Source organism: Avrilella dinanensis (genome assembly GCF_002807015.1).
Lineage (GTDB): Bacteria > Bacteroidota > Bacteroidia > Flavobacteriales > Flavobacteriaceae > Flavobacterium > Flavobacterium dinanensis.
This window is the reverse complement of record NZ_NIPO01000001.1, coordinates 1,569,722-1,585,176: the sequence shown is the minus strand read 5'-3', so window position 1 is coordinate 1,585,176 and position 15,455 is coordinate 1,569,722. Positions and strand designations below refer to the sequence as shown.

Here is a 15,455-nt window from a genome sequence, read left to right as displayed (position 1 = left end):
GTGTTTTTTTTAGGATAAAAGAATATTTAAATGTCAGCGGCAGACAACAACAATGAAACAAATAATTAACATATTGGTGTTTTTGTTATTGGCAAGTTGCGGACAGTCAAACTTTGCACAAACTCCTGTGATAAATAGTTTCCAATCGGGTACTGTCGAATTAAAAGAAACTATTAGCGAGGAAGATTTACCTATAAAAGACTATTTGACCGACAAATTAAAACCCATCAGAGAAAACTTCAAAAGAGTTAACTCAATAACAAACTGGAGTTCGATTAAAACATTAGAACTTTGGGAAACAACAGAAGGTGGCGAGGCAAAATTTTATTACCAAAACGGACAATTAGAAAAAATTGTCACACGAAATTTTGGCGAAATGGGACAATCTCTAACTGAGTATTATTTACTTGACGGAAAACTCTCTTTCGTTTTTGAAAAATGGTATAAATACAATCGTCCAATCACTTGGAACGAAACCACCAGGAAAGAAAATAACGACACAGAAGTGTTTGACTTTGATGAATCGGAAATTCAGGAAGACAGAAGTTACTTTGAAAATGAAGAATTAATTCATAAAATTGAAAGTGATGATTGCGGAGCTCCTTTTACAAAATATTATTTATTTGAAGAACAAAAACGTATCAAAGTTAACTTTGACAAACTTATTGAACAGACAAAATAAAAATCAAAAAACTTATACCAACTTGCGTTATCAGCGTTCCGTTTTTATTTGTTTAAAAAATCTTTAAAATCAAAGAAGTTTTTTGGGGCAACGCCATGACCAACAGGATATTCATGATACTCAAAAGCAATGTTTAATTCTTCTAAAACCTGCGGTGTTTTTCTTGCCCATTCGATGGGAATAACCTGGTCGGAAGTGCCGTGTGAAACAAAGAAAGACAATCGGGAAAAATCGTTTTTTTCGTAATCAGGTTTAATAATATCTGAATTAAAATAACCACTCAAAGCGACTATTTTTCTTACTTTTTCAGGATAAGACAATGCAATCGAATAGCTTAGAATAGCACCTTGACTAAATCCAATCAAATGAATATTTTCTTTGTCGATGGGGTATTCAGTAGTTAATTCATCAATGAACTGAACAATTTTATCTCTGGACTCAACAGCTTGTTCATCGTCAGAAAATTTATTCATATCACTGTCAAAACTAATGTCATACCAAGCGTAGCCAAAAGAGGAAAGAGCATACGGAGCCTGAGCTGAAATCACATAACAATCGTCTGGTAATTCGCCGGCAAAGGAAAATAAATCTTCTTCATTGCTGCCATAGCCGTGTAGCAAAAGCAACAACGGGTTTTTATCTTTAATTGTTTTGGGCTCTTTAATGAGATAATTTAAAGTCTTATTTTTTTGCATCATTTTTTCTGAATGTAAACCATTTTTGAAAATATTTACCTACAACCGGCAACAATTTGTATTCGTTACTCAAAGCTCCGACAAAACTATATACCCATAAAATAAAAACAAACAGGAAAAAGCCATACGCAGCCCATGGGTTGGGAATAGCACCAATCAATGCACCGATAACGAAGAATATGCACAATATACCGATACTTTGCCTGATATAAAAGTTACCAAACTCGTCTTTATCATCCATGTTGATAAAGTAAGCGATAATCGGACCGATAAAGGTAATGTGTGTGATTACAGCAGCCAGTTTTCCGTCTTTGGTTACTTTATTCATTGATAATCAATTTATTATTATTGATAATTCCTGAAACCTTTCCTTTCATTTGTTGCCGTAGAAAAGCACTGTTTTTTGATTTGGATAGAATATTATCAACAGTAAATGTATATGCTGTATCTGGACTGAACAAAGTAAGATTCGCTGTTCTATCTACAGTTATTTCAGGTATGATGTTCGTAAAAATGGTGTAAGCACCCAATAATTTTTTTATAATCACGTCCAGCGGAAGTACATTTTGCAACGCACCAAATGCCGATTCAAGTCCGATAGTACCGTCTTTTGCCAAATCAAATTCCAGCTTTTTGTGCTCGATGTCCCAAGGTTGGTGGTCTGTAGTGATACAATCAATCGTGTCGTCTAGTACTGCATTGATTAAGGCTTGGCGGGTTGTTTCGTCTTTTAGTGGAGGAGCGACTTTATATCGTGTATCAAAATTATCCAGTTGTTCGTCTGTCAATACCAAATGATGAACAGCTACGCTGCACGTCACGTCCAATCCTTTAGCCTTGGCGGCTTTGATTAGCTCAATAGATTTCTGTGTACTGATAGTCGGAATGTGCATTTTTCCGCTGGTATATTCCAATAAGTATAAGTTTCGGGCAACCACGATTTCCTCTGCCAAATCAGGAATTCCTTTTAATCCGAGCCGTGTCGAAACCACACCTTCATTTACCACGCCTTTTCCTTTAATATTTTTGTCGGACGCATAAGCAATAACCCGTGCATTAAAGTTTTGGGTATATTGCAGAGATATTTTGAGCAGATTGGCATTTTCCATTGACTTTTTGTAATCGCCGAAAGCAACCGCACCAGCATTTTTCATATCAAACATTTCTGCCATATCAATACCTTCGCTGTTTTTGGTCAAAGCACCAATAGGCAGTAGAGTAGAGGCCTGACCCGATGCTTTACTCAGTACCAGATTAATCCCGGCTTGATTGTCAATCACAGGGTCGGTATTCGGGTTCAAACAAATGTGTGTAAAACCACTTTTTGCAGCTACTTCCAGTCCATGTGCAATAGTTTCCCGTTCTTCATAACCTGGTTCGCCAAAACTTACCGAGCTGTCAATCCAACCATAAGAAATGTGTAAATTCGGAATATCAACGAGTAAATCATTGTCTGAGACTGCAATGTCGTCAGCGATTTTGTTAATGATTCCATTGCTGATTTTTATACTTTTAATCTGCTGATTATAAGCTCCGAATGGGTCTATGATACAGGCGTTTTTGATGATGATATTCATAAGGTGTTGAATCTTTGTCCGGAATACAAATTTAGGTTTATTGCGAATAACTTACAACAGAAACCTGTTATTTTCTTGCACATTCGTTAAGAGCAATGAATATCTGATAATCAGACGCTGAATAAATAAACCTTTCGCTTTTGTCACACATTTGCAAGGCAGCAACAATGTCTTCTTTTGAAATATTCAACAAAGCAGAAACGGTTTCCCGGTCATATTTTGTTTTCATGAGTTCAATCAACTCGGTTTCTTCCTGAATCCGGTTGATGGTTTGTGTAGTTTTGGAATTTTTCTTCAGAAAATCGTAAATTTTCTTGACCGGATTAAAAGTAACCTGATGATAAGACGGCAAACCGGCAGCTGCCAATGAACCGGTAATGTCATAGGTGGCATAAGCCAACCGTTTACTATCGATTTCCAAAAAGCCTGTTAACTCTACATTGTTGATTATCAATTCATCAAGTACGGTAGAAAGGTCTTTGATATACACTTTTACCTCATAGCCTTTCAGCCAGTCGTTGGTTACTTTTATTTTTAAGGCTTTGTATCCTTCTGCTGAAATATGTAGCGTATCATTAAGCTCAGCCTGAATCTCAAACACTCCGTTTTGGTTGGTTTTAGTAACTTTTAATGAGTTCAGGTTGATGATGCTCACATCGGGTTCGGGCGTATAAGTGATGTCGCTCAACACCGTTCCTTTAACGGTTTCCTGTGCAAATAGTGCTGTTGTGAGTAGTAAAAAAACAAAAACTGTATAAATTCTCATATTGTCAAAATATAGTTTTCAAAAATAAGAGTATTTATACAGTTTCCTGCCCTGTTATTAAATAATTAACAAAATTATTTTGAGCGTCTCGGGCGGTTTCCTCTGGTATTAGAACGTTCATTTTTTAACGGTCGTTCTTGTCTGTCCTGATTTCTTCTGCGTCCGAATTTTGGACTACTTGATGAATCATGATCTCCTCGTCTTGGTTTTCTTCCTCTGTCTCCTTTTCCACCGCTTCGGCGACCACCGCCACCTCCTCCTGAAGAGGAAATTTCTACATTCACACGGCGTCCTTCATGCTGAATACCATTGAGTAAGCTCATTACTTTGTCGGCGTGTTTCGCATCGGTATTAAAGAAAGAGAACCCTTCTTTTACATCCACTTTATAAACATCATCTCTGCCTAATTCAAGCGTTGCTTTCAGGAAGTCTTTCAGGCTCATCCAGTCAAAATCATCTCTGGCACCGAGGTTCAGAAAATATCTTACTGAATCTTCGTTACCTGAAACTTCGCCTTTGGTGGGAGCTTTCAGAATGTTTTGCTTTTTGTAATATTCGATAAATCGGTTAAATTCTACCGAAAACATACGGCGGATAAGTTCTTCTTTGGATAGATCAGCCAGTTCTTCTTCAATTTTCGGTAAATATTTCTCAATTTCGGTATCTACTTTTACGTCTTTTACCTTATTAACCAAATGGAAAAGTTGCACTTCACAGATTTCTTCTCCGGTAGGAATCGTTTTCTCTTTGAACTCCGTTTTCATGATGCGTTCAATCTGAGAAATCTTTCTTCTTTCACTTTTGGTAATAATCACGATTGAAGTTCCTGTTTTCCCGGCACGACCTGTTCTTCCCGAACGGTGCGTGTAGGTTTCCACATCGTCAGGTAACTGGTAGTTAATCACGTGGGTTACGTCGTCCACGTCAATTCCTCTTGCAGCAACATCGGTAGCAACAAGCATCTGGATTTGTCTTCCACGGAATGATTTCATCACGCCATCTCGCTGAGCCTGAGATAAATCGCCATGCAAAGCAGCGGCATTGTATCCGTCTTCAATTAATTTTTCAGCAATACTTTGCGTGTCTCTTTTGGTTCGGCAAAATACCACAGAAAAGATATCCGGGTGCATATCGGCAAGCCTTTTCAATACCGGATAACGGTCTCTTGCACCAACGGTATAATATTCATGGCTAACGTTTTTCGTACCCTGATTTTTATGTCCGACCGTGATTTCGTATGGGTTTGACATAAATTCTTTAGCAATCTGGGCAACTTCTCTCGGCATAGTTGCAGAGAACAACCAAGTTGTTTTTTCGTCTGGTGTATCGGAAAGAATGGAGGTAATGTCCTCATGAAATCCCATGTTAAGCATTTCATCGGCTTCGTCTAAAACACAATACTGAATGCCGGTAATGTCCACATACCGACGTCTAATCATATCGAGCATTCTTCCGGGCGTAGCAACGATAATCTGTGCCCCTTTTTTAACCTGTTTCGCCTGTTCCGTAATACTTGCTCCCCCATAAACGGCTACCGTATGTAAGCCTTCGACATATTTTGAGTAATTCTTGATTTCGTTGGTAATCTGCAAGCAAAGTTCGCGTGTTGGTGAAAGAATAAGCGCTTGTGTGCTTCGGTCTTTCGGATTGATTTTTTGGATTAGCGGAAAACCAAAAGCGGCTGTTTTTCCTGTTCCTGTCTGTGCCAGGGCTACCATATCGGTGTCTTTTTCCAATAATACAGGAATTGCTTTTTCTTGTACTTCTGACGGTGTTTCGAAGCCCAAGTCTGCAATAGCTCGTAATAATTCTTCGTTTAATCCTAATGTTTGAAATGTATTCATAAATATATTTAAAATAGGGGCAAATTTACGTTTAATTATTGGATAATCAGTATATTTTGGAGGATTTATTAAAAATGATTTTGATAAACTGATGATTTAGAATTGCTTTTACATCGCGAAAGCACAAAATTTTTCGTATTCTTTGCGGTTCCGTAGTTTGATTAATGATAATTTAATTAATTTTGTGCTATGCAAAATAAGGTTAACATACAAAACAAACGGGCAAAGTTTGAATACGAAATTCTGGACAAATATGTCGCCGGCATTGTATTGGCGGGCACAGAAATTAAATCCATACGTATGGGGAAGGCGAATATTACCGATAGTTTTTGTGAGTTCAGTAATGGTGAATTGTTCGCTATCAATACGCATATCGAAGAATACAGTTTTGGTACGCATTATAACCACAAAGCCAAAAGCGAACGCAAATTACTTTTGAACAAAAGGGAACTGAAATCTTTGGAGAAAAGTGTACAAACCAAAGGGTTGACCATTGTTCCTCTGCGACTTTTTATTAACGAAAAAGGTTTGGCAAAGATGGAAATTGCCCTTGGAAAGGGTAAAAAACTTTACGACAAACGGGAGACTATCAAAGACCGCGAAAGCAAAATCAATCTCGACAGGTTGAAAAAGAGTTATTGATATTTATCTAAAAAATAGTGTAATGAAATCATTAAATAACAATTAATTACACTATATATAATAAACTTTTACTTTAGAACATTTTCTAAAGCTGCTTTTTCGTTATTAGGCAAGTAAGGTAATAGATTTTCAAAAAATTCTCTATATTCTTTTCTTTCAATCAGTTTCTGTATCGTCGTTTTACCAAAACTTTTAAACCGGTTATCATGATGGATCAAAGCATTAGATAATTGAGGTAATACATTGCTGTCGTGCTCATTCAGAAACCACATGGCTTGTATAGCATTTTGGCGAGTGTTTCCATTGTATCGGCTTGTAGAGTAGGTCTTCAATTCTGTGTACCAGTTGGCTTTTTGTTCGGAGGAATAATCTTCGGTTGCCAAAGCCAGCATCAGCCAGGTAATTCGTAGGTTTCGGTCGTTGAATCCGATATAATTTTTTGTTTTATCCAACAATTCTTTTCTGTCATTTTCAAGACGAATCCACCAGTTTTTCATTACCATTTCGCGGGTAATATAAGATTCGTCAAGTAGAAATTTCTTGTAAGACGGTATAAACTGCTCCGGGATTTCCGCAATAATTTTAACCAACGCCTGACGCAGTTTAATGTCTTTACTTTGAGCTACATAATCATAAAAGTCTTTAGCATCGTCATACGGCACTTCGTGTAATTGGAAAATCACTTCCTGTTTGACTTCCGAAAACGAAGTAGATTGTAAAATATTCCAAAGCGTGTCTTTTTTTGTTGCAAAATCCTGATTGTGTAGTTCAAGCAAAGCCATATATTCACTAATCAAAGGACTGTTTTGCAACAGATAAACAGCGTCTTTCACAGGAAAACTATTGCTTTTCAGCCATGTCATTTCGTATCTTTCCCGATTAAAATTTGGGCTGACTGCTTCTATTTCGTCAAGAAACTGATTGGTACTTACATTTTTATAGGCGTATTTATTGAGGTAATTCTGCACAGCTTTTCTAAAATTATCTCTACCGATTTGCGTATTCAAAGCAAACAATGCCCATGCACCTTTTTTGTAGTAAGTGGGTGTAGTTGCTCCTTTGCTCAATATAACAGTATTGCCGTTATTTTGACTGTCTATTTGTAATTCTTCGGCAAGCTGATACAATTTCCAGAAATAATAATTGTCGCCCAAAACCTCTTTTTCAGCCAGCAGTGCATAATACGTTGCGAAACCTTCCTGTAACCAATGGTCTTCGTCTTTCTCAGCAGTTATCAGGTCACCAAACCATTGATGAGCCATTTCGTGGGCATTCACATTCAGGAAACTCTGGTCGTTCAAACCGGTTTTGTCCACCACATAATCCTGCGTGTAAATTGTAGAAGTAGTATTTTCCATTCCGCCATACATAAAATCATCGATAGGAATATTCCGGTATATTCCTCCCCACGGATAAGCCACTCCGATTTCAGATTCCAGAAAATCAAAAATACGTTTGTTGTGCAGATAGGTGGAAGCATATTTGTCTGCATCTTGAGCTCGAAGATAGTTTTCGAGTGTAATTCCTGATTTCGCTTTTTCTGTTTTAACCGTGAATTTCCCGATTGCCAGCATTGCCAGATATGAACTCATCGGTTTATTCATTTTATACGTCCATTGCGTTTGTTTGCCAATGGTTTTCTTCCCTGATTGTAATCCGTTGGCAATCACTTGATAATCACTGTCGAATGTAATCGTGGTGTTAAAAATTACTTTTTCGTTATAATCGTCAAAGCTCGGTAGCCAATGGCTCGTATATTTGCCCTGACCTTGTGTCCAAACCTGCATTTCGCCACCCACACCCACAAAATAAAGTGCCTGTTTCGGGACGGTTTCATAGCCGATTTGCAAAGTGTTTTCCCCTTCCTGATAGCCTTCGTAAATTTTTATTTGTTTATTATCGTAAACAAAATTTGTCTTCTTATTATTGACATTTACTCCTTTAATATCCATGTTTTTAGCATCAATATAAATGGTATCAGTCATTTTTTTTACTTCAAAAGTATAATCGACCTTTCCGATTACTTTTCGGTTGGCAATATCAAAACTGATATTGCTGTCGGCAGTAATAAAATCGGCATAATGATATTGCTGAGCCCGGGTCGTTTGGGTAATAAATAGTGAAAATAAGGTAATTTTCAGCGTAAAATAAACGTAATGTTTTTTCATATATCGTATCATGTCTCGAAAGCAAATTTATAAAAAAAGCCCGACAGTTGTGAAATTTCCTTTGAGTTAATCATAAAATAACCTTAGGGATACTTTTCACATAGAAAATATAGCTATATTTGTTAAATTGTTTAATTTGAATAAATATGGGTAACAATAAAAAAGTCGGCATAACATTTAGTGCATTTGATTTGTTGCACGCAGGGCATATTAAAATGCTGGAAGAAGCCAAATCACAATGTGATTACCTGATTGTGGGTTTACAAACCGATCCGACTATCGACCGTCCGGAAAAAAACAAACCAACCCAAAGTGTGGTGGAAAGATATATTCAACTCAAAGGCTGTAAATATGTGGACGAAATCGTTCCGTATGCGACCGAGCAGGATTTGGAAGACGTTTTACGGGCATTCAAAATAGATGTAAGAATTATCGGCGAAGAATATAAAAGCCAGAATTTTACCGGTCGCGGTTATTGTGAAAAATCTGGTATTCGCTTTTATTATAACCGGAGAGACCACCGTTTTTCCAGTTCGGCACTCCGCAAAGAAGTAGCTGATAAGGAATTGAAAAAAATCAGTTAGATGAAAGGAATTATACTGGCAGGCGGTTCCGGAACCCGTTTACACCCATTAACTTTGGCTGTGAGCAAACAGTTGATGCCTGTTTATGACAAACCGATGATTTATTATCCGTTGTCCACGCTGATGCTCGCCGGAATCCGGGAAATATTGATTATATCCACACCCAAGGATTTGCCGTTGTTTCAACAATTATTAGGCGACGGAACACAACTCGGTTGCCGGTTTATCTATGCCGAGCAGTCTGAACCAAACGGTTTGGCAGAGGCTTTTATCATCGGAAAAGATTTTATCGGGAAAGATAGCGTTGCTTTGATTTTGGGTGATAACATTTTTTATGGAAGCGGACTTTCCCAATTATTACAAAAATCTGCCCGGCAAACCGGCGGAACTATTTTTGCCTATCCCGTAAATGACCCGCAACGCTATGGTGTTGTTGAATTTGATGAAAATAACAAAGTTGTTTCTATCGAAGAAAAACCCGAAAAACCAAAATCTGACTATGCCGTTCCGGGATTATATTTTTATGATAACAGGGTAGTGGAGTACGCCGAAAATATTCGTCCTTCAGCTCGTGGTGAACTGGAAATTACCGATATTAACCGTATGTATCTAAAAAACAATCAGTTGAATGTTTCTGTATTTAATCGGGGAACAGCATGGTTGGATACCGGCACTTTTCATTCGTTGATGCAGGCAGGGCAGTTCGTACAGGTTATTGAAGAAAGACAAGGACTGAAAGTCGGTGCCATCGAAGAGGTTGCCTACCGAATGGGATATATCAGCAGAGAGCAGTTACACAACCTTGCCAAACCTTTGTGCAAAAGCGGTTATGGTACTTATTTGATGAAGATTGTTTAAAGAAGAAATGAAGTAACAATCTGGAATTTTAAACAAGAAAAAAGTTGTTGGAAAATTCTTAAGTCGTCGTAAAACAAGTTCAGCTTGACAATTACGGTAATTTTCCAACAACCTTTTTATAATAAAGGCATTTGTTATTCAGCCTCTTTTTTCTCTAACAAAAAACGATAAATCAATCCTCCGACAATAGCACCGGCAATCGGGGCAACCCAAAACAACCATAGTTGCGAAAGAGCTTCGCCCTGCACAAACAATGCCTGAGAAGTAGAACGTGCCGGATTTACTGATGTATTCGTAATCGGAATAGAAATTAAGTGAATCAATGTAAGAGCTAAACCGATAGCAATTCCGGCAAATTTACCGTTTGCCCATTTGTCTGTCGCTCCCAGAATAACAATCAGGAAGAAAGCCGTCAATAGGAATTCAGCCAAAAATGCAGCTCCCATGCTGTAACTTCTGCCTGCATAGCCTTCCATTTCGTAGAAATTAGTAGCGAACGCTCCGGCTCCTTCCGCACTGAATGCTCCTGCACCGTTCAAAATAGTGTACAAACACGCTGCTGCGGCAGTTGCACCAATAACCTGTGAAACGATGTAAGGAATTAATTCTTTGGCAGAAAAACGACCTCCCATCCACAAACCAAATGAAACCGCCGGATTAAAATGTCCGCCTGAAATGTGTCCGACTGCATAAGCCATCGTTAAAACGGTCAAACCAAAAGCCAATGCAACACCGGCAAGACCAATACCAATTTCCGGTACGCCAGCAGCAAAAACAGCTGCCCCACAACCACCGAAAACTAACCAAAAAGTCCCGAAGAACTCTGCAAAATACTTTCTCATAAATAACAATTTTTAATGTTTAACAAATCAAAATTAACATTTTTTTTGAAACTACAAACTTTTGGTCAAAAAAAAATATAAAGATAATTTGGTAATTGTGAAGTGTTTGATGTTGGGAGAACCTAAAGTTTTTTTGTTTCAAGTTCTGATAACTGTGACGAAGTGACGACTGAGACCGGCTAATGGCTTTTGGCTCTTTACTAATTGCTAAAGGCTAACAGCTAATTTTTGTTTCAAGTTCTGATAACTGTGACGAAGTGACGACTGAGACCGGCTAATGGCTTTTGGCTCTTTACTAATTGCTAAAGGCTAACAGCTAATTTTTGTTTCAAGTTCTGATAACTGTGACGAAGTAACGACTGAGACCGGCTAATGGATTTTGGCTCTTTACTCTTGGCTAATTAGCTAATCGCTAATAAAGCTAACCAAAAAATGCTTAAATTTGTAGCTGATTATTTTGATGTTATGCATAACTACTTAGAACAACTCAACGAAGCTCAGCGAGCACCTGTGTTGCACAAAGACGGTCCGTTAATCGTGATTGCCGGTGCAGGGTCGGGGAAAACCCGCGTTTTGACCATGCGGATTGCTTATCTGATGCAACAGGGAGTAGATTCATTCAATATTTTAGCCCTAACATTTACCAACAAGGCAGCTCGCGAGATGAAAGAGCGTATTTCACGCATTGTAGGCGTATCGGAAGCCAAAAACCTGTGGATGGGAACTTTTCACTCGGTATTTGCCCGGATTTTGAGAGCAGAATCGGATAAACTGGGTTATCCGTCCAATTTTACGATTTATGACACGCAGGACAGTCAGCGACTAATTGGTCAGATTATCAAAGAATTAAAGTTGGATAAAGATGTATATAAACCCAATCAGATTCAGCACCGGATTTCGTCTTACAAAAACAGTCTGATTACCGTTCGGGCATATTTCAATAATCCTGAACTGATGGAATCCGATGCTATGGCAAAACGCCCGAGATTGGGAGATATTTATCAAGAATATGTGGACAGATGTTTTAAGGCAGGAGCGATGGATTTTGATGATTTGTTACTAAAAACCAATGAGTTACTTAGTCGTTTTCCGGAAGTTTTGATGAAATATCAGGACAGATTCAAATACATTCTGGTTGATGAGTATCAGGATACAAATCATTCGCAATATCTGATAATCAAAGCCTTGTCTGATCGTTTTCAGAATATTTGCGTGGTGGGCGACGATGCACAGTCTATCTATGCCTTTCGCGGGGCGAATATCAATAATATTCTGAACTTTCAGAAAGATTATGAAGGGGTAAAAATGTACCGTTTGGAACAAAATTACCGTTCGACCAAAAATATTGTAGAAGCTGCTAACAGCGTGATTGACAAAAACAAAACCAAACTCGACAAAGTAGTTTGGACAGCCAATGACGAAGGTAACAAAATCAAGGTACATCGTTCGATTACCGATGCTGAAGAAGGTCGTTTTGTGGCATCAACCATCTTTGAGCAGAAAATGCAAAACCAGTTGAATAATTCGGATTTTGCCATTTTGTACCGCACCAATGCCCAATCAAGAGCGATGGAAGATGCATTGCGGAAAAAAGATATTCCGTACAAAATTTATGGCGGATTGTCTTTCTATCAACGTAAGGAAATCAAAGATGTTTTGGCTTATTTACGACTGATTATCAATCCAAAAGATGAAGAAGCATTGGTTCGCGTAATTAATTATCCAACACGGGGAATCGGTACAACAACGCTGGAAAAACTCAACATTGCGGCAAATCATTACAAACGATCTATTTTTGAAGTGATTGAATACATCGACCGTATTGACTTGAAAATCAATAGCGGGACCAAAAATAAATTATCTGATTTTGTCACGATGATAAAAAACTTTCAGGTAATCAATGAAAACCACGATGCTTATTATCTGACAGATTATGTTGTAAAAAAAACCGGATTGATTCAGGAACTAAAGAAAGATGCCACGCCCGAAGGTGTAACAAGACTGGAAAATATTGAGGAATTACTCAACGGTATCAAAGATTTTACAGAAGGGCAGAAGGAAGTGGACGGAGCAAGAGGAGCTTTGTCTGAATTTATGGAAGATGTGGCACTGGTAACCGACATGGACAATGATAAATCAGATGACGACCGCGTGTCGCTCATGACGATTCACTTGGCTAAAGGTTTGGAATTCCCGTATGTTTTCTGTGTCGGAATGGAAGAAGATTTATTCCCGAGTGCGATGAGCATGAACTCCCGAAACGAGTTGGAGGAGGAGCGGAGGCTGTTCTATGTCGCCCTGACCAGAGCCGAAAAGCAGGCATATCTGACCTACGCACAATCGCGTTACCGTTGGGGGAAATTGATTGATTGCGAGCCGTCGCGGTTTATTGAGGAAGTAGATGACAGGTATCTGGAATATTTGACTTCGCCAGATAGCAATTACCGTTATACTGGTGGTTTGAATCCGGATATTTTCGGGGAAGTGGATAAGTCCAAATTCAGGTTGAAAAAACCGGTTTCGAGCACACCACCAATACATCATGAAAGTGAAAATAAAAACAGGTATTCACATGACATCAGAAAGCTGAGAAAAGTAAGTAATGTAACTTCAAGTTCAGATTCAAATAATGACATGAATTTATCAGAAGGACAATTTATTATGCACGAAAGATTTGGACGTGGAAAGGTGTTAAAAATAGAAGGAGCAGGAGCAGATAAAAAGGCAGAAATCAATTTTGACACGACAGGAGTGAAGAAGCTTTTGTTACGGTTTGCCCGCTTAAAAGTGATTGGTTAATTCATTATTTTCGTCAGACAAATAATTATACAAGAAAATGGCAGATTTTATAAAAATATATCCGGAAAATCCTAACCAGAAGGAGATAGAAAAAGTGGTTAAGGTGCTGAAAGAAGGTGGTTTGATTATTTATCCGACCGATACCGTTTATGGTTTGGGGTGTGATATTACCAACACCAAAGCCCTTGAAAAAATTGCTAAAATAAAAGGCATTAAATTAGACAAAGCCAATTTTTCGTTTGTTTGTTCCGATTTGAGCAACCTGTCTGATTATGTCAAACAGATTGATACATCGACGTTCAAAATTCTGAAAAGAGCTTTGCCTGGTCCCTATACATTTATATTACCCGGAAATAACAATTTGCCGAAAGAATTTAAAAAGAAAAAAACAGTCGGTATTCGTGTGCCGGATAATAATATTGTGATTGAAATCGTGAAAAAACTGGGCAATCCGATTGTTTCCACTTCAATCAAAGATGATGACGAGATACTGGAATACACCACCGACCCGGAATTGATTTACGAAAAATGGAATAATATTGTTGATTTGGTCATTGACGGAGGATATGGCGACAATGAAGCTTCTACAGTTATTGACCTTTCGGGGCATGAGCCGGAAATCATCAGAGAAGGCAAAGGAAGTGTGGAAATTATATAGTGTAAATTAGCGAATATTGACACCAAGATTTTACTTGAAAACTTTGGCTAAAGTATCTTCAATAATCGTTTGGTGGTCGAACGCTAAATCGGGGAGGTTTTCCACAGTAAACCACTGTAATGCCTTGGCATCATCGGCGGCAACTGCGTTTGTATCACTATCAACCGTTGTGAAATATACTACGGAAACCATATAACCACGTGGGTCACGATATGGGTTTCCATAAGCTTTAACCTGTTGAAGATTTGATGCAACAACACAAGTTTCTTCCCGAAGCTCACGTTTGGCAGCAGTTTCCAAATCTTCATCGTTATCAACAAAACCACCGGGCAGTGCCCATTGATTTTTGAATGGTTCATTTTTTCGCTGAATCAGCAAAATTTCTTTTTGTGTATTTTTTTCTCTAAATACCACAATATCAACAGTTACAAATATTTTAGAGACATATTCTTTAGCCATAGTAAATATCGGAAATTACGATTAAACTTACTGCTAATATAGCCATTATCAATCCAAAAACATTTTTTTTACTTAATTTTTCATGGAAGAAAAAATACCCTATGAGCGTTCCTAAAACGATTACACCGAAATTCATTCCGGCAAATACGGTTGTAGGAGTTTCTCTAAATGACTGATGTGCTTTGAGATAGAAGAAAATATTACAGAAATTCAAGCTGCCCAGAAGAAATCCGTATAGCCAGGTTTTATGCTGATATTCTTTTTTAATAGAATTTATTTTGCTCATTATCAATAATATAGAAAACAACAGACAGCCGCCGAAAATATAAAAAAGCATTGTTGTATAAGGATAATCATTAAACAGAGCTATTTTTTTGTATAAGACATCAGCGATTCCGTAACCGAGAAAAACCAGTAATAAATATAATGAATTCTTATTTTGGTCAGGTTTGTTCAAAATCAGAAAAATGGAACCAAAACCGATTGCAAGGGCAATTATTTTCAATATGGGGACAATTTCGCCAAAAAGCCAGAAACTACACAATATGGGAATAATTAATGAAAGACGCTGGGCAATGTCTGTTTTAATAATCCCGGAGTTTTCGATGGATTTCGGAACGAGCAGGAAAACCGTTGGCATCAGAAGTATCAAAGGTAATGCCATGAATAAAAATCCGCTGTGTGTGAATATATTAAAATCAATTTCCGGATTAAATAGTAAGTAAGCCAAAACAAAGGCCACCAGGTAATTAATCGTTATCAGAAAGATATTAATGGTCGTTTTGGTTTTTATCAACTTAAACAATACGCCGACCGAAACGCTACAGATAATACTGAGAAGTAGGAATAACATGGTTTTTTTGGTTTATAATAGTGTTTGG

At 37.8% G+C, this 15,455-nt stretch carries 15 protein-coding genes; 6 read left to right on the top strand and 9 right to left on the bottom strand.

Going from position 1 to position 15,455, the window contains the following annotated elements; genetic code table 11:
• Nucleotides 1-52 precede the first annotated feature (52 nt).
• Entirely contained in the window at nucleotides 53-682 is a 630-nt protein-coding gene (locus CDL10_RS07550) for a hypothetical protein (protein ID WP_100677969.1), read from the top strand.
• A 44-nt stretch (nucleotides 683-726) separates the two neighbouring features.
• Here the strand turns inward: CDL10_RS07550 and CDL10_RS07545 are convergent, their stop codons facing one another.
• The 5 genes from CDL10_RS07545 to CDL10_RS07525 all read right to left on the bottom strand — a co-directional run bounded on the left by CDL10_RS07545 (nucleotide 727) and on the right by CDL10_RS07525 (nucleotide 5,564).
• Entirely contained in the window at nucleotides 727-1,377 is a 651-nt protein-coding gene (locus CDL10_RS07545; RefSeq protein WP_100678680.1) for an alpha/beta hydrolase, read from the bottom strand.
• Nucleotides 1,364-1,705, bottom strand: coding sequence for a hypothetical protein (locus CDL10_RS07540; protein ID WP_100677968.1), 342 nt, complete (start codon nucleotides 1,703-1,705; stop codon nucleotides 1,364-1,366). Before CDL10_RS07540 ends, CDL10_RS07545 begins: the two co-directional genes overlap by 14 nt.
• The gene (locus tag CDL10_RS07535; protein ID WP_100677967.1) at nucleotides 1,698-2,954 is read right to left on the bottom strand and encodes a dihydroorotase; all 1,257 of its coding nucleotides are present in this window, start codon (nucleotides 2,952-2,954) and stop codon (nucleotides 1,698-1,700) included. The genes CDL10_RS07540 and CDL10_RS07535 overlap by 8 nt, the downstream gene beginning before the upstream one ends.
• Nucleotides 2,955-3,021: 67 nt before the next feature.
• Nucleotides 3,022-3,720 (bottom strand): peptidase associated/transthyretin-like domain-containing protein, encoded by a 699-nt coding sequence (locus CDL10_RS07530; protein WP_100677966.1) that lies wholly within the window; start codon nucleotides 3,718-3,720, stop codon nucleotides 3,022-3,024.
• A gap of 74 nt (nucleotides 3,721-3,794) precedes the next feature.
• Nucleotides 3,795-5,564 (bottom strand): DEAD/DEAH box helicase, encoded by a 1,770-nt coding sequence (locus CDL10_RS07525; protein ID WP_100677965.1) that lies wholly within the window; start codon nucleotides 5,562-5,564, stop codon nucleotides 3,795-3,797.
• Nucleotides 5,565-5,753: 189 nt separating this feature from the next.
• On the opposite strand from CDL10_RS07525, the gene smpB reads away from it, so the two are divergent.
• Nucleotides 5,754-6,206: an SsrA-binding protein SmpB gene (gene smpB, locus CDL10_RS07520; RefSeq protein ID WP_100677964.1), complete on the top strand. Its 453-nt coding sequence runs from the start codon at nucleotides 5,754-5,756 to the stop codon at nucleotides 6,204-6,206.
• 68 nt (nucleotides 6,207-6,274) lie between these two features.
• Here the strand turns inward: smpB and CDL10_RS07515 are convergent, their stop codons facing one another.
• Nucleotides 6,275-8,374 (bottom strand): M1 family metallopeptidase, encoded by a 2,100-nt coding sequence (locus tag CDL10_RS07515; RefSeq protein WP_165772995.1) that lies wholly within the window; start codon nucleotides 8,372-8,374, stop codon nucleotides 6,275-6,277.
• Nucleotides 8,375-8,520: 146 nt separating this feature from the next.
• Here CDL10_RS07515 and CDL10_RS07510 point away from each other — a divergent pair, with 146 nt between their 5' ends.
• Both CDL10_RS07510 and rfbA read left to right on the top strand, forming a co-directional pair.
• Nucleotides 8,521-8,958, top strand: a complete 438-nt coding sequence (locus CDL10_RS07510; RefSeq protein ID WP_100677962.1) for an adenylyltransferase/cytidyltransferase family protein — start codon at nucleotides 8,521-8,523, stop codon at nucleotides 8,956-8,958.
• Complete coding sequence (rfbA, locus tag CDL10_RS07505; protein ID WP_100677961.1) at nucleotides 8,959-9,816, top strand: glucose-1-phosphate thymidylyltransferase RfbA; 858 nt, start codon at nucleotides 8,959-8,961, stop codon at nucleotides 9,814-9,816.
• Nucleotides 9,817-9,950: 134 nt separating this feature from the next.
• On the opposite strand, the gene aqpZ is transcribed toward rfbA, so the two are convergent.
• Nucleotides 9,951-10,658, bottom strand: a complete 708-nt coding sequence (gene aqpZ, locus CDL10_RS07500; protein WP_100677960.1) for an aquaporin Z — start codon at nucleotides 10,656-10,658, stop codon at nucleotides 9,951-9,953.
• Nucleotides 10,659-11,123: 465 nt separating this feature from the next.
• On the opposite strand from aqpZ, the gene CDL10_RS07495 reads away from it, so the two are divergent.
• On the top strand, nucleotides 11,124-13,457 hold the full coding sequence (locus CDL10_RS07495; RefSeq protein ID WP_100678679.1) for an ATP-dependent helicase: 2,334 nt from the start codon (nucleotides 11,124-11,126) through the stop codon (nucleotides 13,455-13,457).
• Nucleotides 13,458-13,494: 37 nt separating this feature from the next.
• Nucleotides 13,495-14,115, top strand: a complete 621-nt coding sequence (locus CDL10_RS07490) for an L-threonylcarbamoyladenylate synthase (RefSeq protein ID WP_100677959.1) — start codon at nucleotides 13,495-13,497, stop codon at nucleotides 14,113-14,115.
• A gap of 30 nt (nucleotides 14,116-14,145) precedes the next feature.
• Here the strand turns inward: CDL10_RS07490 and CDL10_RS07485 are convergent, their stop codons facing one another.
• Nucleotides 14,146-14,574, bottom strand: coding sequence for an NUDIX domain-containing protein (locus CDL10_RS07485; RefSeq protein ID WP_100677958.1), 429 nt, complete (start codon nucleotides 14,572-14,574; stop codon nucleotides 14,146-14,148).
• Nucleotides 14,567-15,427: a DMT family transporter gene (locus CDL10_RS07480; RefSeq protein ID WP_100677957.1), complete on the bottom strand. Its 861-nt coding sequence runs from the start codon at nucleotides 15,425-15,427 to the stop codon at nucleotides 14,567-14,569. The genes CDL10_RS07485 and CDL10_RS07480 overlap by 8 nt, the downstream gene beginning before the upstream one ends.
• Nucleotides 15,428-15,455 lie beyond the last annotated feature (28 nt).